The 19,277-nt window shown below is 71.4% G+C and carries 15 protein-coding genes and 1 pseudogene; 7 read left to right on the top strand and 9 right to left on the bottom strand.

The window, feature by feature from the left end:
- Positions 1–95 precede the first annotated feature (95 nt).
- Positions 96–1,535: a gamma-aminobutyraldehyde dehydrogenase gene (locus tag DRB89_RS06660; protein ID WP_112449784.1), complete on the bottom strand. Its 1,440-nt coding sequence runs from the start codon at positions 1,533–1,535 to the stop codon at positions 96–98.
- 169 nt (positions 1,536–1,704) lie between these two features.
- On the opposite strand from DRB89_RS06660, the gene DRB89_RS06655 reads away from it, so the two are divergent.
- The 3 genes and pseudogenes from DRB89_RS06655 to DRB89_RS06645 form a co-directional block, all read left to right on the top strand.
- Positions 1,705–2,208: an Lrp/AsnC family transcriptional regulator gene (locus DRB89_RS06655; RefSeq protein ID WP_112449785.1), complete on the top strand. Its 504-nt coding sequence runs from the start codon at positions 1,705–1,707 to the stop codon at positions 2,206–2,208.
- Positions 2,193–3,572 carry an aspartate aminotransferase family protein gene (locus DRB89_RS06650; RefSeq protein WP_112449786.1) on the top strand — a complete coding sequence of 460 codons (1,380 nt, stop codon included), beginning with the start codon at positions 2,193–2,195 and terminating at the stop codon, positions 3,570–3,572. Before DRB89_RS06655 ends, DRB89_RS06650 begins: the two co-directional genes overlap by 16 nt.
- 203 nt (positions 3,573–3,775) lie before the next feature.
- Positions 3,776–4,498: pseudogene (locus DRB89_RS06645) on the top strand (ATP-binding cassette domain-containing protein); the annotation flags it as partial.
- Between the two features lie 74 nt (positions 4,499–4,572).
- Here the strand turns inward: DRB89_RS06645 and DRB89_RS44280 are convergent.
- The 6 genes from DRB89_RS44280 to ssd all read right to left on the bottom strand — a co-directional run bounded on the left by DRB89_RS44280 (position 4,573) and on the right by ssd (position 9,213).
- Positions 4,573–4,926, bottom strand: a complete 354-nt coding sequence (locus DRB89_RS44280; RefSeq protein ID WP_112447490.1) for a TadE family type IV pilus minor pilin — start codon at positions 4,924–4,926, stop codon at positions 4,573–4,575.
- The gene (locus DRB89_RS06635) at positions 4,913–5,110 is read right to left on the bottom strand and encodes a DUF4244 domain-containing protein (protein ID WP_112447489.1); all 198 of its coding nucleotides are present in this window, start codon (positions 5,108–5,110) and stop codon (positions 4,913–4,915) included. The genes DRB89_RS44280 and DRB89_RS06635 overlap by 14 nt, the downstream gene beginning before the upstream one ends.
- A 140-nt stretch (positions 5,111–5,250) precedes the next feature.
- A complete protein-coding gene (locus DRB89_RS06630; RefSeq protein WP_112447487.1) occupies positions 5,251–6,024 on the bottom strand; it encodes a type II secretion system F family protein in 774 nt (257 codons plus the stop codon).
- Positions 6,024–6,908: a type II secretion system F family protein gene (locus DRB89_RS06625; RefSeq protein ID WP_112447485.1), complete on the bottom strand. Its 885-nt coding sequence runs from the start codon at positions 6,906–6,908 to the stop codon at positions 6,024–6,026. The genes DRB89_RS06630 and DRB89_RS06625 overlap by 1 nt, the downstream gene beginning before the upstream one ends.
- Positions 6,905–8,053: a TadA family conjugal transfer-associated ATPase gene (locus DRB89_RS06620; RefSeq protein ID WP_112447483.1), complete on the bottom strand. Its 1,149-nt coding sequence runs from the start codon at positions 8,051–8,053 to the stop codon at positions 6,905–6,907. The genes DRB89_RS06625 and DRB89_RS06620 overlap by 4 nt, the downstream gene beginning before the upstream one ends.
- Positions 8,050–9,213, bottom strand: coding sequence for a septum site-determining protein Ssd (gene ssd / locus DRB89_RS06615; protein ID WP_162688981.1), 1,164 nt, complete (start codon positions 9,211–9,213; stop codon positions 8,050–8,052). Before ssd ends, DRB89_RS06620 begins: the two co-directional genes overlap by 4 nt.
- Positions 9,214–9,705: 492 nt before the next feature.
- On the opposite strand from ssd, the gene DRB89_RS06610 reads away from it, so the two are divergent.
- On the top strand, positions 9,706–10,575 hold the full coding sequence (locus DRB89_RS06610) for an HAD-IB family hydrolase (RefSeq protein WP_112447479.1): 870 nt from the start codon (positions 9,706–9,708) through the stop codon (positions 10,573–10,575).
- Positions 10,576–10,965: 390 nt separating this feature from the next.
- Here the strand turns inward: DRB89_RS06610 and DRB89_RS06605 are convergent, their stop codons facing one another.
- Positions 10,966–11,799 carry an oxidoreductase gene (locus DRB89_RS06605; RefSeq protein ID WP_112447476.1) on the bottom strand — a complete coding sequence of 278 codons (834 nt, stop codon included), beginning with the start codon at positions 11,797–11,799 and terminating at the stop codon, positions 10,966–10,968.
- Between the two features lie 109 nt (positions 11,800–11,908).
- On the opposite strand from DRB89_RS06605, the gene DRB89_RS06600 reads away from it, so the two are divergent.
- Positions 11,909–13,015, top strand: coding sequence for an ATP-binding protein (locus DRB89_RS06600; protein ID WP_239516037.1), 1,107 nt, complete (start codon positions 11,909–11,911; stop codon positions 13,013–13,015).
- Here DRB89_RS06600 and DRB89_RS06595 read toward each other — a convergent pair.
- Positions 12,969–14,327: a hypothetical protein gene (locus DRB89_RS06595; RefSeq protein ID WP_112447474.1), complete on the bottom strand. Its 1,359-nt coding sequence runs from the start codon at positions 14,325–14,327 to the stop codon at positions 12,969–12,971. The two genes, DRB89_RS06600 and DRB89_RS06595, sit on opposite strands and share 47 nt — an antisense overlap.
- A gap of 234 nt (positions 14,328–14,561) precedes the next feature.
- On the opposite strand from DRB89_RS06595, the gene DRB89_RS06590 reads away from it, so the two are divergent.
- Positions 14,562–16,949, top strand: a complete 2,388-nt coding sequence (locus DRB89_RS06590; RefSeq protein WP_112447472.1) for a SulP family inorganic anion transporter — start codon at positions 14,562–14,564, stop codon at positions 16,947–16,949.
- A gap of 157 nt (positions 16,950–17,106) precedes the next feature.
- Positions 17,107–19,116 carry an acetate--CoA ligase gene (gene acs / locus DRB89_RS06585; RefSeq protein ID WP_112447470.1) on the top strand — a complete coding sequence of 670 codons (2,010 nt, stop codon included), beginning with the start codon at positions 17,107–17,109 and terminating at the stop codon, positions 19,114–19,116.
- Positions 19,117–19,277 lie beyond the last annotated feature (161 nt).

Raw genomic sequence — 19,277 nt, 5'->3', positions numbered from 1 at the left:
CTCGGGGAACGCGAAGGGGCGGGCAATAGACATGTTGTCTACTGCCCGCCCCATCAAGGCCTTGCCCTGATCAGTGCGATCGGCGCCGCGGAAGGTCAGCCGTCGAGCGAGGTCATCACGTGCTTGATCCGCGTGTAGTCCTCGAAGCCGTAGGCGGAGAGGTCCTTGCCGTAGCCGGACTTCTTGTACCCGCCGTGGGGCATCTCGGCGACGAGCGGGATGTGGGTGTTGATCCACACGCAGCCGAAGTCGAGGTTCTTGGACATCCGCATCGCGCGGCCGTGGTCCTTGGTCCACACGGAGGAGGCGAGGGCGAACTCGACGTCGTTCGCGTACTGCAGGGCCTGGGCCTCGTCCGTGAAGGACTGGACCGTGATGACGGGGCCGAAGACCTCGTTCTGGATGATCTCGTCATCCTGCTTGAGGCCGGAGACCACGGTCGGGGCGTAGAAGTAGCCCTTCTCGCCGACCCGGTGGCCGCCCGCCTCGACCTTGGCGTGGGCGGGGAGGCGCTCGATGAAGCCCGCGACCTGCTTCAGCTGGTTCGGGTTGTTCAGCGCGCCGTAGAGCACGTCCTCGTCGTCCGGCTGCCCGGTCTTGGTGTCGGCCGCGTTCTTGGCCAGCGCCGCGACGAACTCGTCGTGGATCGACTCGTGGACCAGGACGCGGCAGGCCGCCGTACAGTCCTGGCCGGCGTTGAAGAAGCCCGCGACCGCGATGTCCTCGGCGGCCTTGGCGATGTCGGCGTCTTCGAAGACCACGACGGGGGCCTTGCCGCCGAGCTCCAGGTGGACGCGCTTGACGTCCTTGGAGGCGCTTTCGGCGACCTGCATGCCCGCGCGGACCGAGCCGGTGATGGAGGCCATCGCCGGGGTGCGGTGCTCGACCATGGCGCGGCCGGTCTCGCGGTCGCCGCAGACGACGTTGAAGACGCCCTCGGGCAGGATCGAGCCCATGATCTCCGCCATCAGGACGGTGGAGGCCGGGGTGGTGTCCGAGGGCTTGAGGACCACGGTGTTGCCCGCGGCGAGGGCCGGGGCGAACTTCCAGACGGCCATCATCATCGGGTAGTTCCACGGCGCGACCTGGGCGCAGACGCCGACCGGCTCACGGCGCACGATCGAGGTCATGCCCTCCATGTACTCGCCGGCCGAACGGCCCTCGAGCAGGCGCGCGGCGCCCGCGAAGAAGCGGATCTGGTCCACCATCGGCGGCAGCTCCTCGCTGGCCGTGAGGCCCAGCGGCTTGCCGGTGTTCTCCGACTCGGTGGCGACCAGCTCGTCGGCGCGCGCCTCGAAGGCGTCCGCGATCTTCAGCAGCGCCTTCTGGCGCTCGGAGGGGGTCGCGTCGCGCCAGGCCGGGAAGGCCGCCGCGGCGGCGGCCATGGCCTCGTCGACGTCCGCCTGGCCGGAGAGCGGGGCGGTCGCGTACGCCTCGCCCGTGGCGGGGTTGACCACCTCGGTGGTCCGCCCGTCGGCGGCGTCCTTGAACTCCCCGCCGATGTAGTTGCGCAGACGACGCAGTTCGGTGGTCACTACAGCCACACTCCTGATCACATGTCCAGTGGTTGAGACAGCTCCTCAGCCTATCCCCTTGGACGCCGTTTTCGACAGGCCCACCCACCACGAACTACGGAATCGGTGAGATCCGAGGTCCGAAACAACGAATTACATCGTTCTCGCCTTGCGGAACAGACGACTCCTCGTGCAGAGTGAGGTTGTGGTCAGTCGAAGCGCAGATTCCAGGAACAGACAACCGTCCCCTTCGGTCGATGCTGTGTCCCTGGCGATCATCGAGCAACTGCAGGAGGACGGTCGCCGTCCCTACGCAGCGATCGGCAAGGCCGTGGGCCTGTCCGAAGCGGCGGTGCGCCAGCGCGTACAGAAGCTGCTCGACCAGGGCGTCATGCAGATCGTCGCGGTCACCGACCCGCTCACCGTGGGGCTACGGCGCCAGGCGATGGTCGGCATCAACGTCGAGGGAGACCTCGACCCGGTGGCCGATGCTCTGACCGCCATGGCCGAGTGCGAGTACGTGGTGATGACCGCGGGCTCGTTCGACCTAATGGTGGAGATCGTCTGCGAGGACGACGACCACCTGCTCGAAACGATCAACAAGAAGATCCGCGCGCTCCCCGGCGTGCGATCAACCGAAAGCTTCGTTTACCTGAAGCTGAAGAAGCAGACCTACATGTGGGGAACGCGATAGCCGTGAGCCAGGACCTCTCCAAGACCGCCTACGACCACCTGTGGATGCACTTCACCCGCATGTCGTCGTACGAGAACTCGCCCGTACCCACCATCGTGCGGGGCGAGGGCACCTACATCTTCGACGACAAGGGCAAGCGCTACCTGGACGGTCTCGCCGGCCTGTTCGTGGTCAACGCAGGTCACGGCCGCAAGGAACTGGCCGAGGTCGCGTACAAGCAGGCGCAGCAACTCGCGTTCTTCCCCATCTGGTCGTACGCGCACCCCAAGGCCGTCGAGCTCGCCGAGCGTCTCGCGCACTACGCTCCGGGCGACCTGAACAAGGTCTTCTTCACCACCGGTGGCGGCGAGGCCGTCGAGACCGCGTGGAAGCTCGCCAAGCAGTACTTCAAGCTGCAGGGCAAGCACACCAAGTACAAGGTCATCTCCCGCGCGGTCGCCTACCACGGCACCCCGCAGGGCGCGCTGTCCATCACCGGCCTGCCGGCCCTCAAGGCCCCCTTCGAGCCGCTGGTCCCCGGCGCGCACAAGGTGGTCAACACCAACATCTACCGCGCCCCGATCTACGGCGACGACCCCGAGGCCTACGGCCGCTGGTGCGCCGACCAGATCGAGCAGGAGATCCTGTTCGAGGGCGCCGACACCGTCGCCGCCGTCTTCCTCGAGCCGGTACAGAACGCCGGCGGCTGCTTCCCGCCGCCGCCCGGGTACTTCCAGCGGGTCCGCGAGATCTGCGACGAGTACGACGTGCTGCTCGTCTCCGACGAGACGATCTGCGCCTTCGGCCGTCTGGGCACGATGTTCGCCTGTGACAAGTTCGACTACATCCCGGACATGATCACCTGCGCCAAGGGCATGACCTCGGGCTACTCCCCGATCGGTGCCTGCATCATCTCGGACAAGCTCGCCGAGCCGTTCTACAAGGGTGACAACACCTTCCTGCACGGCTACACCTTCGGCGGACACCCGGTGTCCTCCGCGGTGGCGCTCGCCAACCTCGACATCTTCGACAAGGAAGGCCTCAACCAGCACGTGCTGGACAACGAGGACGCCTTCCGCTCGACGCTGGAGAAGCTGCACGACCTGCCGATCGTCGGCGACGTCCGCGGCAACGGCTACTTCTACGGCATCGAGCTCGTCAAGGACAAGGCCACCAAGGAGTCCTTCACGGACGAGGAGACGGAGCGCGTGCTCTACGGCTTCCTCTCCAAGGCGCTCTTCGAGAACGGCTTGTACTGCCGCGCCGACGACCGTGGCGACCCGGTCATCCAGCTGGCCCCGCCGCTGATCGCCGACCAGGGCACCTTCGACGAGATCGAGGGCATCCTGCGCCGCGTGCTCACCGAGGCCTGGACCAAGCTCTAACCAGCGGCGTCCGCCGGCCGCGAGCGGCAGGCGGTTCTTCGCGCAGTAGTCCGACCACACGGCCCGGATCCCCCGTTCGAGTGAGAACGCGGGTGTCCGGGCCGTGTGCTGTCCGCATCCAAGGCGTTCATCTCTTTACATCTCATTGTGGCGCCAGTGACCAAGCTGGCTCCGCTTCGTTCCCCCGGACGGAGGTGTACGCCATGGTGGCTCCACCGGACAACGCTCCGCCAGACAACGCCCTGCCCCGCGAGGACGTCCTCTGGGCGCGGTCCCTTCACTACTCCCACAGGGGGTCCCCCCGGACGAAGTCTGGGGGAGGTTCGCCGGGCCTCATCGGGGTCTCGATCGGCGTCCGCGCGGGCGAGATCCTCGCCGTCACCGGCCCGCGCGGCAGCGGCAAGACCACCCTGCTGGGCTGCCTCTCCGGTCAGCTGCGGCCCGAACAGGGCGAGGTCTGGTTCAACAGCGTCCCCGTGCACACCATGGGGGCCCTGGCCCGCGAGCGGCTGCGCCGCGACCGGTTCGGCTGGATCGGCCCCGAGCCAGGGCTGCTGCCCGAGCTCCGGGTCTGGGAGAACGCCGCGCTGCCGCTGCTGATCGCCGGCGCGACCCACCGCAGTGCCAAACGGGCCGCCTGCGAATGGCTGGACCGCCTCGACATCAGCGCCTTCGCCCGCAAGCACCCCGACGCCCTCAACCGGGCCGAGTCCCAGCGCGTGGCCCTCGCCCGCGCCCTCGTGGGCGAGCCCGCCGTGATCTTCGCCGACGAGCCCACGGCCCCGCTGCACCGCGCCGAGCGCGCCCTGCTGCTCCGTACGCTCACCACCGCGGCCCGCTCGCACGGCATCACCGTCCTGCTGGCCACCCACGATGAGGAGACCGCCGCCGTCGCCGACCGGCGGGTCGCCCTGCTCGACGGCCGCCCCGCCGCGGCCGCCCCACACCGTGGCCGCCCCCCGGTCCCGGTCCCGGTCCCGCACCCGGGCCGGGGTCGGGGTCACGGCGGCGGCCCCACGGTGTCCTCGGCCAGGGCGGCCGCCTGGGCGGTGAGCCGGACCGGCAGGGCGGCCGGGCCCGGGGCCGGGGCCGAGACGCGGACCTGCCACAGGTCGCCCGTCCGCGACAGCTCCACACGCGCCCCGGGCGGAGCGGCGGCCCGCGCCGCCGCCACCGCCGCTTCGGCCGGCTCGGACCGGGCCGCCGCCCGGGCACCGGCCCGCGCGGCGTCCACGCACCGGATCTGGGAGGCGGCGGCCATCAGCGCCCACACCAGCAGCGCCGCGAACAGCACCAGCGCCGGAATCACCAAGGCCGCCTCCGCCGTCACATATCCCCCGTCAGAACGGCGCATCGAGTGCCTTCCCGATGGTCGACTGAAGTGCCGTCGAGACCACTTCGCTCGTCACCACCTTGTACAGAACGGCGGCGAACGCACACGCCGCGATCGTGCCCATGGCGTATTCTGAGGTGGACATTCCCGCGTCACCCGCGCGGCCCCTCAGCGCCGCCCGCACGCGAAACCAGATGATCCTCATGGCAACCTCCCGTTGATTCGGCTTTTTGACGTGATCTCAGATCGTGATTTCAGATGGTGATCTCGGATGGTGATCTCGGATGGTGATCCCAGAACGTGATCGCAGAAGGTGATCGGAGAGGGATGCTCCGGGTCGGTGTTTCAGGTTCCCGAGAGGAGCCCGGACGCCATTCCGATCACCACGGGCGCCACTCCGATCGCGAGGAATGCGGGGAGGAAGCACAGCCCCACCGGCGCGGTGACCAGGACCGCCGCCCGCTGCGCCCCGGCTCCCGCGCGGCGCGTCCGGTCCGCCCTGAGCGCCGCCGCGAGCCGGGAGACCGGTTCGGCCGCGGGAGCCCCCGTACGGGCGGAGCGCTCCAGGCATTCGGCCAGCCCGCGGGCACCCGGTATCTCCGCCAACCTCCCCCACGCGGCTCCCGGTTCTCCGCCGAGCCGCAGCTCCGCCCCGGCCAGGGCCAGCCGCTCGCCCACCGGGCCGCCCAGCGACTCGCCCACCACCTCGGCGGCGTCGACCGGCCCGGCTCCGGCCGCCAGGCAGGCGGCCAACAGGTCGGCGGCGAACGGGAGCTGACGCTCGATCTCCCCGGGATCCGCCCCCGAAGCCGGCCGGGGTCTCGCGAGCCATCTGCGGACCCCGAAGGCCGCGGCGCAGCCCGCCGCCGCTCCGAGGAGTCCGCCGATCAGCGCCCAGGCCACCGCCAGCGCCCCGACCGGCCCGGCCCACGCGGCCACCGCGCCGCGCAGCCCGGGTGCGAACGGCGGCCGGCGGCGCGCCGCCTCCACCGCGAGCAGGGCCGTGAGCCGCCGCCGGGCCGCCCGCTCCCGGATTCGCGCCGCCAGCGCCGAGCCCGTGCACAGGGCCGCCGCGAAGCACAGCGCCATCCCCAGGCTGTGGATCGCGAAGCCGCCCATCACCGCTCCCCCGTCCGTACGATCCGCCGGCACCACAGCAGCCCCAGGGCCTCCAGCGCCGTCCCCGCCAGCAGGCAGCCCCACCCGACCGGCGTGTGCAGCAGCACCCGCAGCGGATCGGCCCCCAGCCCGGTGCCGATCAGCAGACCGACCACCGGCAACAGGGCCAGCACCCCCGTCGTCGATCTGGCTCCCGCCAACTGGGCGCGCAGTGACTCCTCCCGGTCCCGCTCGGCCCGCAACGCCCCTTCCAGCCGGTCCAGTCCGGCGGCCAGCCCGGCGCCTCCGTCCACCGAGACCCGCCAGCAGGCCGCCATCCCGGCCAGCCCCTCCGCGCCGGGCTCCCGCGCCGCCTGGCGCAGCGCCCCGGGGACGTCCCCGCCGAAGGCCGCGGCCGCCAGGAGTCCGGCCTGGGCGGGTCCCGGACCGCCCGGGCCCGACACCGTGCGGCGCATGGCCGCGCTCAACGCCTGGCCGGGCTGGGCGCCGGAGCGCAGCTCGCCCACCACCGCACCGCACAGGGCCGCCACTTCGGCGGCCCGCGCCGACCGGGCCCGGGCCCGCTCCCTGGCCCGCAGCCACCGGCGCACCAGCGGCAGGGCCGCCGCCCCGGCCAGCAGCGGGATCACCGACCCGCCGAGTAGTGCGAGCACCAGACCGGCCCCCAGGCAGGCCCACTCCCGGCGGTGCGCCGCCCCGACCCGCACGGCGAGCAGCAGCCGCTCCCAGGGCGCGGGCCCGCCCGGTACCGCCGGACCCGCCCCGGCGAGCACCGCCTTGGCCCGCCGGGACACCCGGTCGCCGCCGGCCAGCGCCCAGGCGGCCGCCCCGGCGCACAGCACCCCGGCGAACACCGGCACCGGGAGCACCGCGGCCGCGCTCATCGGGCACCTCCGAGCAGCGGGCGCAGCCGCTCCCAGCCCCGTTCCCGTACGAATCCCCGCGCGGCCCAGCGCAGCGCCGGCACGGTGACCACGAGCCCGGCGGGGTCCCGCTCCAGCACGTGCACCTCGGCGACCCGGCGCCGGCCGGCCCGGTCCCGCACGAGGTGGACGACGAGGGTCAGCGCGGCCGCCAACTGGCTGTGCAGGGCGGCCCGGTCGAGCCCGGCGGCCGTCCCCAGGGCCTCCAGCCGGGCCGGTACGTGGGCGGCGGCATTCGCGTGGACCGTGCCGCAGCCTCCCTCGTGGCCCGTGTTGAGGGCGGCGAGCAGGTCCGCGACCTCGGCTCCCCGGACCTCGCCGACGACGAGCCGGTCGGGCCTCATCCGCAGCGCCTGGCGGACCAGGTCGGTGAGGGTGACCAGGCCGGCGCCCTCCTGATTGGCCGGTCGGGTCTCCAGCCGCACCACGTGCGGATGGTCGGGCCGGAGCTCGGCGGAGTCCTCGGCGAGCACGATCCGCTCGCCGGGACCGACCAGTCCCAGCAGGGTGCTGAGGAGGGTGGTCTTGCCGGTGCCCGTTCCGCCGGAGACCAGGAACGACAGACGGGCCTCCACCATGTCGCGCAGCAGCCGCTGTCCGCCGGGCGGCAGGGTCCCCGCGGCGACCAGCTCGTCCAGCGTGAACGCGCGCGGCCGCACCACCCGCAGGGACAGGCAGGCAGATCCGACGGCGACCGGGGGCAGTACGGCGTGCAGCCGGGTGCCGTCGGGCAGCCGGGCGTCCACCCAGGGCCGGGCGTCGTCGAGGCGGCGGCCGGCGACGGAGGCGAGGCGCTGGGCGAGCCTGCGCACGGCCTCGGCGTCGGCGAAGGTCACCCCGGTCAGTTCCAGCCCGCCGCCGCGGTCCACCCAGACCCGGTCGGGGGCGGCCACCAGCACGTCGGTGACCTCGGGGTCGGCGAGCAGTGCCTCCAGCGGGCCCGCGCCGACCAGTTCGGAGCGCAGTTCGGCGGCGGCGCCCAGCACCTCCGTGTCGCCCAGCAGCCTGCCCTGGGCCCGCAGTGCCGCCGCCACCCTCGCCGGGGTGGGTTCCGCCCCGCTCTCGGCGAGCCGTCGGCGCACCGCGTCGAGCAGTACGGCGCTCATGCCGTCACCACCCCTTGGGCGGAGCCGAGCGCGCGCTGCCAGAAGCCGTCGCAGAAGCGGGCCAGCGCGCCCCGCCCCTGCGATCCCGGCGGCTCGCCCTCGGCCACCCGTCCCGGCAGGCCGACCTCGACCGGTACCTCGCCGGCCAGCGGCGCGCCCAGCAGGGCGGCGACCGCCTCTGCGTCCAGTCCGCCGGGCACGCGGCCCCGTACGACCACGCGGACGTCCCGGGCCACCATCCGGACGCCGGCGGCCACCCGGGAGGCCGCGGCCACCGACCGCAGCTCGCCCGGCACCACCAGCAGCACCAGGTCCAGCTGTGCCAGGACCTCGGCCACGGCCTCGTCGACCCGGCGCGGCAGGTCGACCACGACGACCCCGCCCCGGCGGCGCGCGGCGGCCACCACCGACCGCATCGCGGCGGGCGGCACCACCACCCGGTCTCCCCGGTCCCAGCTGAGCACCCGCAGGGCGTGCAGTTCGGGCAGCGATTCCGCGAGGGCTCCTGCGCCGACCCTGCCGCGGGAACCCGCGAAGTCGGGCCAGCGCAGTCCTTCGGCGGTTTCCCCGCCGAGCAGGACGTCCATGCCGCCGCCGAGCGGGTCGCCGTCGATGAGGATGGTCCGCTCCCCGGCGCGGGCGGCCCGCAGGGCCAGGGCGCAGGCGAGGGTGGAGGCTCCGGCGCCGCCGCTGCCTCCGATCACCCCGACGGCGAGGGCGGGCCGCCCGGCCCCCTCCACGACATCGGCGATGCGGTCGACGAGCCGGCTCTCGGCGTCGGGGAGCGTCAGGACCTCCTCGGCGCCGATCTCCAGCGCCCGCTGCCACACGTGGGGGTCGTCCAGATCCCTGCCGACGAGGAAGACCCCGTCCCGCCGGGGTGCGCCGCGCACGTGCCGGGCGGCGTCGTCGCCGACGAGGACGAGCGGTGCGGACTCCCATCCGACGCCGGATGCGCTCCCGCCACCGGCATCACCACCGTCACCATCGGCTCCGCTTTGCTCCGGCACCGCCTGGTGCACATGCGGCTCGACCCCCGCGGCGGCGCACAGCCGCAGCAGATCGTCGAGCAGCAGCGGGTCCCCGGTGATGATCAACGGCCGTCCGCCGCCGGGCACTGGCCCCCCGACAGCGGGATGCCGGCCGTCCCCGCCCGCCACCACGAGGTTCCGGACTTCACACGACTTCGATCCAGCCACGATCTCCGCCTCCTTCTCACCGCATATCCAGCGCCGCGGACTTCGCGGCCGGAATCACCGTGACGGGATCGGGAAAAAGAAGTGGATCTTGCTCGAAAACTGTGGACAACCGGCCCTATGTGAATAGCCGGCTCACCCCAACAGGTGAGTTCCGGAGCGCGCCGGAACCGCTACGCTCTGTTACCGGTTCGAGGGGGTGAGGGTCTTCGCCACGCGGGCCCCGGGAAGACGAGGGGGTCCGAGGAGTGGGCACTTGGGGTCGAAGACGAGGACGCAAACCGCGTCCGGACATGCGACGACCCCCGCCGGGGGGGAGAGCGGGGGTCGTCCCCACGGTCCGACTCGGGGGGGGGAGGAGCCAGACCGGGTTAGCACGGTCGCGAACGATCCGTGACTTCCATGGTGTACCCGAGAGGCTTCTCAGGCAAACCCACGCGCCAGACTTTACGCCGAATGGTGGGCGCATATGCTCGGGTCGTGGAAAATCAGCCCTTGCCGCACTCCTTGCCTCGTACCGCAGCCTTCTTCGACCTGGACAAGACGGTCATTGCGAAGTCGAGCACTCTGACGTTCAGCAAGTCCTTCTACCAGGGCGGCCTGATCAACCGACGGGCCGTGCTGCGCACCGCCTACACGCAGTTCATCTATCTGGCCGGCGGCGCCGACCACGATCAGATGGAGCGGATGCGCGAGTACCTGTCCGCCCTCTGCAAGGGGTGGAACGTGCAGCAGGTCCGGGAGATCGTCGCCGAGACCCTGCACGACCTCATCGATCCGCTGATCTACGACGAGGCCGCATCCCTCATCGAAGCCCACCACACCGCGGGCCGCGACGTGGTCATCGTGTCCACCTCGGGCGCCGAAGTCGTCGAGCCCATCGGGGAGATGCTGGGCGCCGACCGCGTCGTCGCCACGCGGATGGTGGTCGGCGAGGACGGCTGCTTCACGGGCGAGATCGAGTACTACGCCTACGGCCCCACGAAGGCGGAGGCCGTGCGCGAGCTCGCGGAGTCCGAGGGGTACGACCTCGCGCGCTGCTACGCGTACAGCGACTCGGCCACCGACATCCCGATGCTCGAGGCGGTCGGCCACCCGCACGCGGTCAATCCCGACCGGGCGCTGCGGCGGGAGGCGCTGGCGCGGGAGTGGCCGGTACTGGTCTTCAACCGGCCGGTGCGGCTGAAGCAGCGGCTCCCCGGACTGTCGATGCCGACGCGGCCGGCCCTGGTCGCCGCGGCCGCGGTGGGCGCGGCCGCGGCCACCGCGGGGCTGGTCTGGTACGCGAGCCGGCGGCGGGCGCTGGCCGCGGCCACATCGGCCTGACCAGCGGCGATACCGGATGCCTGATTCGCACCAGGATGTCCCGTAAAGCAAAGAAATGCGGCCAGGGGTTTCGCTCGGCTCCGAAGCGGAGTACAAAGGAGTCAACGGCCCGCGAGACCAAAGAACATCCGAGAGGATCATCTTTAAAACGCAGTAAGGCCCACGGACCGAAGCATGAACGCCGAGCACCCACGCGACGTCGACCCGTCGATTACGGGCCAGCCGCACCAGGTGACGGGCAAAGTTCCCGACCTGATGGGCAATCTTCGAGGACGCTTGGTAACTGGGCGTGAATGCCAGCGGCGACACCAGAGCAACACGGGTGTCGCCGCAACCCTTTGCCCGGCGCCGGGCCTCAGGCCGCCGCGCCAGTCCTCAGGCCGCCGAGCCTCAGGCCGCGCCGCGCTGGAGCGCCTCGCAGACCGCCATCGATTCGCGGGCTCCGAGCTCGATCGCGCGGCCGCAGTGCGCGATCCAAGCCGCCATCCCCTCCGCGGTCCCCGAGACGTAGCCCCCGAAGGCCTCCAGGTACGCGTCCTTCCCCTGCTCGGCGTGACCGACCTCCCCCGGGCAGATCCCCTTCGGGTCCAAGCCGCTGTTGATCAGCACGATCCGCTCCGCGGTGCGCGCCACCAGGCCGTTGTACGAGCCGAAGGGGCGCAGGGCGAGCAGTTCGCCGTGCACCACCGCCGCCGTGACCAGCGCCGGGGCGGAGCCGCCCGCGATGATCAGGCCGGAGAGCCCTTCGAGGCGCCCCGCCACCTCCTGCGCGTCCGGGAGGGGGAGGGAGACCAGGGGCTCGTCCACCGGTTCGCCGGCGAGGCGGGGCCGGCCGACGACATCGCCCTGCGCCGTGGAACCCGAGGCCACCAGGTGGAGCCGCGCCAGGACCCGTAGCGGCGACTGGCGCCAGATGCTCAGCAATTGGCCCGCCTCCGCCGCCAGGCGCAGGGCGGCGCCCACCGTGCGGGCCTCCGCGTCCGAGCCGAAGTCGGTGCGGCGGCGGACCTCTTCCAGCGCCCAGTCGGCCCCGGACAGCGCCGCGCTCCCGCGCGCGCCGCGCAGCGCGGCCTCGGAGGTGATCTCCCCGGCGCGGCGGCGCATGACGCGGTGGCCGTAGACCCGGTCCACGGCCTTGCGTACGGAATCCACGGACTCGGCGACGCCCGGAAGACCGGCCAGCGGGGCGAGGGGGTCGGCGGCGGAGGCAGAAGCGCTACTCATAAGTAGGGAGCCTACGCACTGCTCCCCCATAGCACCGACCCCTCCTTGGAGTGGTCTTCTTCACTCAGGCACACAACACAAAGACACCGACCCACTACGCTTGGTGAACATGAAGATCGCTTTCGTGGGGAAGGGCGGCAGCGGCAAGACCACGCTGTCCTCCCTTTTCATCCGCCACCTCGCATCCAATGAAGCCCCCGTCGTCGCGGTGGACGCCGACATCAACCAGCACCTGGGCGCCGCGCTCGGGCTCAGCGAGGAGGAGGCGGCCGCGCTGCCCGCGCTGGGAGCGCACCTGCCCCTCATCAAGGACTACCTGCGGGGCTCCAACCCGCGCATCGCGTCCGCCGACACGATGATCAAGACCACTCCCCCCGGCGCCGGCTCCCGGCTGCTGCGCGTCGACGAGGACAACCCCGTCTACGAGGCCTGCGCGCGCACCCTGGTGCTGGACGGCGAACCCGTGCGGCTGATGGCCACGGGGCCGTTCACCGAGTCCGATCTGGGCGTGGCCTGCTACCACTCCAAGGTCGGCGCGGTCGAGCTCTGCCTCAACCATCTGGCCGACGGTCCGGACGAGTACGTGGTCGTCGACATGACGGCCGGCTCGGACTCCTTCGCCTCCGGCATGTTCACCCGCTTCGACGTGACCTTCCTGGTCGCCGAACCGACCCGCAAGGGCATCTCCGTCTACCGCCAGTACAAGGAGTACGCGCGGGACTTCGGAATCACGCTCAAGGTCGTCGGCAACAAGGTCCAGGGGCCGGAGGACATCGAGTTCCTGCAGGACGAGGCCGGCGAGGACCTGCTGGTCACCGTCGGGCACTCGGACTGGGTGCGGGCGATGGAGAAGGGCCGCCCGGCCGCCTTCGAGCTGCTGGAGGCGACGAACCGGCTGGCCCTGCAGTCCCTGCAGGACGCGGCCGACGACTCCTACGCGCAGCGCGACTGGGTCCGCTACACGGAGCAGATGGTCCACTTCCACCTGCGCAACGCCGAGAGCTGGGGCAACGCGAAGACCGGGGTGGACCTGGCGGAGCAGGTCGACCCCGGTTTCGTCCTGCGGGAGCACGCGGGCACGCAAACGGAAGCAGAGGCGGGGGCAGAGATGGGGGCGGAGGCAGAGGCGGAAGCCGGGGCCGGAGCCGGGGCCGGGGCCGTCGGGCTGCTCAGTCCTCGCTCTGACTCGCTTCGGCCGGCTCCGCAGCCGGCTTGACCTCGGCGGGGGCGGCCGGCTTGGCCGGCGGCCCCGCCGTCAGGAACTTGTTCCAGCCCTCCTTCGGCGCCTCGCCGACGTCGAGGGTGCGCATCCACTCCAGGGCCTTCGGGTCCTGGGCGTCCAGCCAGTCCGCCAGTTCGCGGAACGGAACGCAGCGGACCTCCTTCTGCGTGCACATGGTCTTGATGGAGTCCTCGACGGCGCGCATGTAGGTGCCGCCGTTCCAGGACTCGAAGTGGTTGCCGATGATCAGCGGCGCACGGTTGCCCTGGTAGGTCCGCTCGAAGGCCTTGACGAGGCCGTCGCGCATCTGCTCACCCCAGTACGCGTGCTGCGAGGGGTCGCCCTGCGTCGTCGTACCGGACTGGTTGACCAGGTAGTTGTAGTCCATGCTGAGCGTTTCGAAGGCCCGGCCCGGCATGGGGACCAGCTGCAGCGGGATGTCCCAGAGGCCGTCCGTCTTCTTCGGCCAGATCTGCTTGCTGATGCCGCTGGAGTCGTAGCGGAAGCCGCCCATCTCCTTCGCGGCCAGCATGAAGTTCTTCTGGCCCTCGAGGCACGGGGTGCGGGCCCCGATCATCTCCTTGTCGTAGTCGAACGGGAGCGCCTCCATGCCCTTGAGGGCGGGCGAGTTGGTCTTCCAGTTCTTGACGAACGACTTCGCCTGGTTGATCTCGCTCTTCCACTCCTCGACGGACCAGGTCCCGACGCCGCCCTCGGGTCCGCAGAAGTGGCCGTTGAAGTGGGTGCCGATCTCATTGCCCTCCAGCCAGGCGGCGCGCACCTGGGTGGCGGTGTCCTTGATGCCCTGCGGATCGCCGAAGCCGATGTCCGAGCGGCCCGAGGAATGCTGGGGCGCGGTGTAGAGGGAACGCTTCTCCTCCGGGAGCATGTACACGCCGCTGAGGAAGTAGGTCATGCGGGCGTTGTACTTCTTGCCCACGTCGCGGAAATGCGAGAAGAGCTTCTGGCTGTCCTCGCCCGCCCCGTCCCAGGAATAGACCACGAACTGCGGCGGCTTCTCGCCGGGCTTCAGCTTCTGCGCCTTCTGGACGTTCGGCTGCAGGCCGGTGTACGCCGTCGAGCCGTCGCCGATGAGCCGCTTGACGCTGCCGGGGGCCGGGCCTTCCGGGGCCGCGGCGCCCTTCTTGGCCGCCTGACCGCCCGGGGCCGGGCGGGAGCCGGGCTCCGAGGTGCTGCACCCGGCCACTCCCAAGACCAGTGCCGTGGCGACCAGACCGCCGGCGATCTTCTTCTTCGCGACCCTCTTCGCGGCCTTCTTCGTCGCCTTCTTCGTGGTGGCAGTCATCCGCCCACCTCTTCCCTCGCAGTGCCATCGCAGGACTTCCGCGCCGCAACGTCCCATGCGGTCCGTTTTAAGGAAGGTGTGACAAGCCGGACTAAATGCCTAATCACCCCTGGGTGCTAATTCCTAGGCCATTTGCCCGCATTCTCCACCACAGGGCTTTACTCTCCATTACCGTTCATTTACCTAGTGTTGATAATCCCGCCGCTTCATCCCTCCCCCGAGGAGACGGGACCCATGAAAGACATCTCCCCTCCGCCCACCGCCGAAGACCTCCGCAGCAACCGCCGCGCCCTCCCCGCCGACCTCTCGGCCTCCGTCGCCGTCTTCCTGATCGCCCTGCCGCTGTCCCTCGGCATCGCCCTGGCCACGGGCGCCCCCCTCCAGGCGGGACTCGTCGCCGCGGCGGCCGGCGGAATCGTGGCCGCGCGGCTCGGCGGCACTCCGCTCCAGGTGAGCGGTCCCGCGACCGGACTCACGGTCGTCACCGCCGAGTTGATCCAGCACTACGGATGGCGCACCACCTGTGCCATCACGGTGCTCGCCGGCTGCTGCCAGCTCGGCCTCGCCGCCCTGCGGACCGCCCGGTCGGCGCTGATGGTGAGCCCGGCCATCGTCCACGGCATGCTCGCCGGAGTCGGCGTGACGATCGCGCTGGCCCAGCTGCACATCGTGCTCGGCGGCACCCCGCAGAGCTCCGCGCTGGCCAATGTCCGCGGACTGCCGGACCAGTTGGCCGATCTGCACCCGGCCGCACTCGGAGTCAGCGTGATCACGCTGGCGGTACTGCTCTGCTGGCCGCGGCTGCCCGGGCGGGCGGGCCGGTCCCTGCGCAAGGTGCCGGCCGCGCTGGCCGCCGTCGCCGTGGCCACGGCCGTCGCCGCCCTCACCGGGCTGCGGCTCCCCCGGGTGGACCTGCCGTCCTGGCGCAGCCACGCGCTGCCCGAACTGCCCGAGGGGCCGGTCCTCGGCATCATCGCCGCCGTGCTGACCATCACCCTGGTCGGCAGTGTGGAATCCCTGCTCTCGGCCGTCGCCACCGACAAGCTGATCGCCGCCCAGCGCGGTACGGGCAACCGTCCGCCGCGGGCCGACCTGAACCGCGAACTGCGCGGGCAGGGCGCGGCGAACATCGTCTCCGGGGCACTGGGCGGCCTTCCCGTCGCCGGAGGCGCCGTCCGCAGCATGGCGAACGTCAAGTCGGGCGCCGTCAGCCGCCGGGCGTCCATGCTGAACGGCCTGTGGGTGCTGCTCGCGGCCGGGCTGCTGGTCCCCGTGCTCGACCTGATCCCGCTCGCCGCGCTGGCCGCCCTGGTGATGGCGGTGGGCGTGCAGATGGTGAGCGCCACGCATCTGCGTACGGTCACGCGGCACCGCGAGTTCGTGGTCTACGCGACGACCATCGCGGCCGTGGTGCTCGGCGGGGTCCTGGAGGGCGTGGCCATCGGCATCGCGGTGGCCGTGGCCCTGGCCCTGCACCGCCTCGCCAGGACCCGCATCACCACCGAGCGGCTCGACAGCGGGGTCCACCGGGTGTGGGCACGAGGCCAGTTGACGTTCCTCGCGGTGCCGAGGCTGAGCCGGGTGCTGAACCAGATCCCGCACGACGCGCACGCGGTCATCGAGCTCGACGGCTCGTTCATCGACCACGCCGCCTACGAGACGCTCCAGGACTGGCAGGACTCCCACCTGGCCCACGGCGGCTCGCTGGAGATCACCGGACGGTCGGGGGCCAGGATCGCCGAGGCCGAGCAGGCCCGGCGGGACGGGCTCACGGAGCCGGCCCATCGGGGTGCGCAGCGCGGGGACCACCAGTGCTGCCGGCCCTGGACGCCCTGGCAGAACCACTGCGACCACCGGAGCACGGTGGCCCGTACCGCCCAGACGGCGGCCGCGAGTGCTGACCCGCCCGCGACCCCGGCGGCGCAGGGCGGGCCCCGAAGGCGTGGCGCCGGTCAACTGGCCGACGGAATCAGCGCCTTCCAGCGGGACACCGCGCCGCACGTACGGGACGAGCTGGCCCGGCTGGCCCGCGAAGGCCAGCGGCCCTCGCAGCTCTTCCTCACCTGCGCCGACTCCCGTCTGGTGACCAGCATGATCACGGCCAGCGGTCCCGGCGACCTGTTCACCGTCCGCAACGTCGGCAATCTCGTCCCGCTGCCGGGAGCGGAGTCCACGGACGACTCGGTCGCGGCGGCCATCGAGTACGCCGTGGACGTCCTCCAGGTCGACAGCATCACCGTGTGCGGGCATTCGGGCTGCGGGGCCATGCAGGCGCTGCTCAACTCCTCGCCCGGGGTGCCGATGACACCGCTGAGGCGGTGGCTGCGGCACGGGCTGCCGAGTCTGGAGCGGATGGCCAGTCGCCATCACGCCTGGGCGCGGATCTCGGGCCGGCTGCCGGCGGACGCGGTGGAGCAGCTCTGCCTGACCAATGTGGTGCAGCAGCTGGAGCACCTGCGGGCCCACGAATCGGTGGCCCGGCGGCTCGCCGAGGGGTCGCTGGAGCTGCACGGGATGTACTTCCACGTCGGCGAGGCCCAGGCGTACCTGCTCTCGGAGGGGGAGGACTTCTTCGACTGCCGGGTCTTCGACACCGTCCGCGCGGCCGCGCTGCGCGGCTGACCGGCCCGAACCGATACCCTCCCGTATCCGTGCCACCGGGTGGCCCCTTTCCGCGCTCCGCAGCGGGAGGGGCCACTCGCGCGTGGGCCCAGCCGAGTAATAGGTCTACACCAATTCCCGACAACCTCTTGTCACCTGGGCCATTGACTGATGAGCTATGCCCGGGGACACAACCGGGGACACAACGGACACCCTGGGAAAGGGAGATGTCGTGAGCAACGAAAGCCTGGCCAATCTGCTCAAGGAGGAGCGGCGGTTCGCACCGCCCGCCGATCTGGCCGCCGCTGCCAATGTGACTGGGGCCGCGTACGCACAGGCCGACGCGGACCGGCTGGGCTTCTGGGCCGAGCAGGCGCGGCGGCTGAGCTGGGACACGGAGCCGACGGAGACGCTCGACTGGACGAACCCGCCCTTCGCGAAGTGGTTCGCGGACGGCAAGCTGAACGTCGCGTACAACTGCGTGGACCGCCACGTCGAGGCCGGCAACGGCGACCGCGTGGCCATCCACTTCGAGGGCGAGCCCGGTGACAGCCGCTCGATCACCTACGCCGAGCTCAAGGACGAGGTCTCCAAGGCCGCGAACGCCCTGACCGAGCTGGGCGTGCGGGCCGGCGACCGGGTCGCGGTCTACCTGCCGATGATCCCCGAGGCGGTCGTCGCGATGCTCGCGTGCGCCCGTGTCGGCGCCGCGCACTCCGTCGTCTTCGGCGGTTTCTCCGCCGATGCCGTGGCCTCCCGCATCCAGGACGCCGACGCGAAGCTGGTCATCACCTCCGACGGCGGATACCGCCGCGGCAAGCCCTCCGCACTGAAGCCCGCCATCGACGAGGCCGTCGCCAAGTGCCCGCAGGTCGAGCACGTCCTCGTGGTGCGCCGCACCGGCCAGGACACCGCCTTCACCGAGGGCCGCGACGTCTGGTGGCACGAGATCGTCGAGCGGCAGAGCGCCGAACACGCGCCGCAGGCCTTCGACGCCGAGCACCCGCTCTTCATCCTCTACACCTCGGGGACCACGGGTAAGCCCAAGGGCATCCTGCACACCTCCGGCGGCTACCTCACGCAGGCCTCGTACACCCACCACGCGGTGTTCGACCTGAAGCCGGAGAGCGACGTCTACTGGTGCACCGCCGACATCGGCTGGGTGACCGGGCACTCCTACATCGTCTACGGGCCGCTCGCCAACGGCGCCACCCAGGTGATGTACGAGGGCACGCCCGACACCCCGCACCAGGGCCGGTTCTGGGAGGTGGTGCAGAAGTACGGCGTCACCATCCTCTACACCGCGCCCACCGCGATCCGCACGTTCATGAAGTGGGGCGACGACATCCCCGCGAAGTTCGACCTCTCGAGCCTGCGCATCCTGGGCTCGGTCGGCGAGCCGATCAACCCCGAGGCCTGGATCTGGTACCGCAAGCACATCGGCGGCGACCGCTGTCCGATCGTCGACACGTGGTGGCAGACCGAGACCGGCGCGATGATGATCTCGCCGCTGCCGGGCGTCACCGAGACCAAGCCCGGCTCCGCGCAGCGTGCGCTGCCCGGCATCGGCGCCACCGTCGTGGACGACGAGGCGAACGAGGTCCCGAACGGCGGTGGCGGCTACCTGGTCCTCACCGAGCCGTGGCCCTCCATGCTCCGCACCATCTGGGGCGACGACCAGCGGTACATCGACACCTACTGGTCGCGCTTCGAGGGCAAGTACTTCGCGGGCGACGGCGCCAAGAAGGACGAGGACGGCGACATCTGGCTGCTCGGCCGCGTCGACGACGTGATGCTGGTGTCCGGCCACAACATCTCGACCACCGAGGTCGAGTCGGCGCTCGTCTCGCACCCCTCGGTCGCCGAGGCGGCGGTCGTCGGCGCGAACGACGAGACCACCGGCCAGGCCATCGTGGCCTTCGTCATCCTGCGCGGCAGCGCCTCCGAGACCGACACCCTGGTCGCGGAGCTGCGCAACCACGTCGGCGCCACGCTCGGCCCGATCGCCAAGCCCAAGCGGATCCTGCCGGTGCAGGAGCTGCCGAAAACCCGCTCGGGCAAGATCATGCGCCGTCTGCTGCGCGACGTGGCCGAGAACCGCGCGGTCGGTGACGTCACCACGCTCGCCGACTCCTCGGTCATGGACCTGATCCAGAACAAGCTGCCGTCCGCCGGCAGCGAGGACTGAGGTCCCGGCACCGCACCGCACCGCACGACACGGGAATGGGGCATCCGGCGCGCCGCGCCGGATGCCCCATTCGCACATAAAGTGATGATCGCCGGATACGCCCTTGCGTGTGCCCTGTAAAGTATCGGAAGCGTAAAGAACTACTCCACAGGGTGCGCCGG

It is taken from the genome of Streptomyces sp. ICC4 (genome assembly GCF_003287915.1).
GTDB classification, from domain to species: Bacteria; Actinomycetota; Actinomycetes; order Streptomycetales; family Streptomycetaceae; genus Streptomyces; species Streptomyces tritrimontium.
Note: the sequence above shows the minus strand (reverse complement) of the source record. Positions and strands in the feature narration are given on the sequence as shown.

Excerpts from the sequence above, each read along its gene's own strand:
- DRB89_RS06595 (WP_112447474.1), bottom strand. The coding sequence starts at position 14,327 with ATGACTGCCACCACGAAGAAGGCGACGAAGAAGGCCGCGAAGAGGGTC.
- DRB89_RS06635 (WP_112447489.1), bottom strand. The coding sequence starts at position 5,110 with ATGAGGATCATCTGGTTTCGCGTGCGGGCGGCGCTGAGGGGCCGCGCG.
- DRB89_RS44280 (WP_112447490.1), bottom strand. The coding sequence starts at position 4,926 with ATGCGCCGTTCTGACGGGGGATATGTGACGGCGGAGGCGGCCTTGGTG.
- DRB89_RS06610 (WP_112447479.1), top strand. The coding sequence starts at position 9,706 with ATGGTGGGCGCATATGCTCGGGTCGTGGAAAATCAGCCCTTGCCGCAC.
- DRB89_RS06625 (WP_112447485.1), bottom strand. The coding sequence starts at position 6,908 with ATGAGCGCGGCCGCGGTGCTCCCGGTGCCGGTGTTCGCCGGGGTGCTG.
- DRB89_RS06600 (WP_239516037.1), top strand. The coding sequence starts at position 11,909 with ATGAAGATCGCTTTCGTGGGGAAGGGCGGCAGCGGCAAGACCACGCTG.
- DRB89_RS06620 (WP_112447483.1), bottom strand. The coding sequence starts at position 8,053 with ATGAGCGCCGTACTGCTCGACGCGGTGCGCCGACGGCTCGCCGAGAGC.
- acs (WP_112447470.1), top strand. The coding sequence starts at position 17,107 with ATGCCCGGGGACACAACCGGGGACACAACGGACACCCTGGGAAAGGGA.
- DRB89_RS06630 (WP_112447487.1), bottom strand. The coding sequence starts at position 6,024 with ATGGGCGGCTTCGCGATCCACAGCCTGGGGATGGCGCTGTGCTTCGCG.
- DRB89_RS06605 (WP_112447476.1), bottom strand. The coding sequence starts at position 11,799 with ATGAGTAGCGCTTCTGCCTCCGCCGCCGACCCCCTCGCCCCGCTGGCC.
- DRB89_RS06590 (WP_112447472.1), top strand. The coding sequence starts at position 14,562 with ATGAAAGACATCTCCCCTCCGCCCACCGCCGAAGACCTCCGCAGCAAC.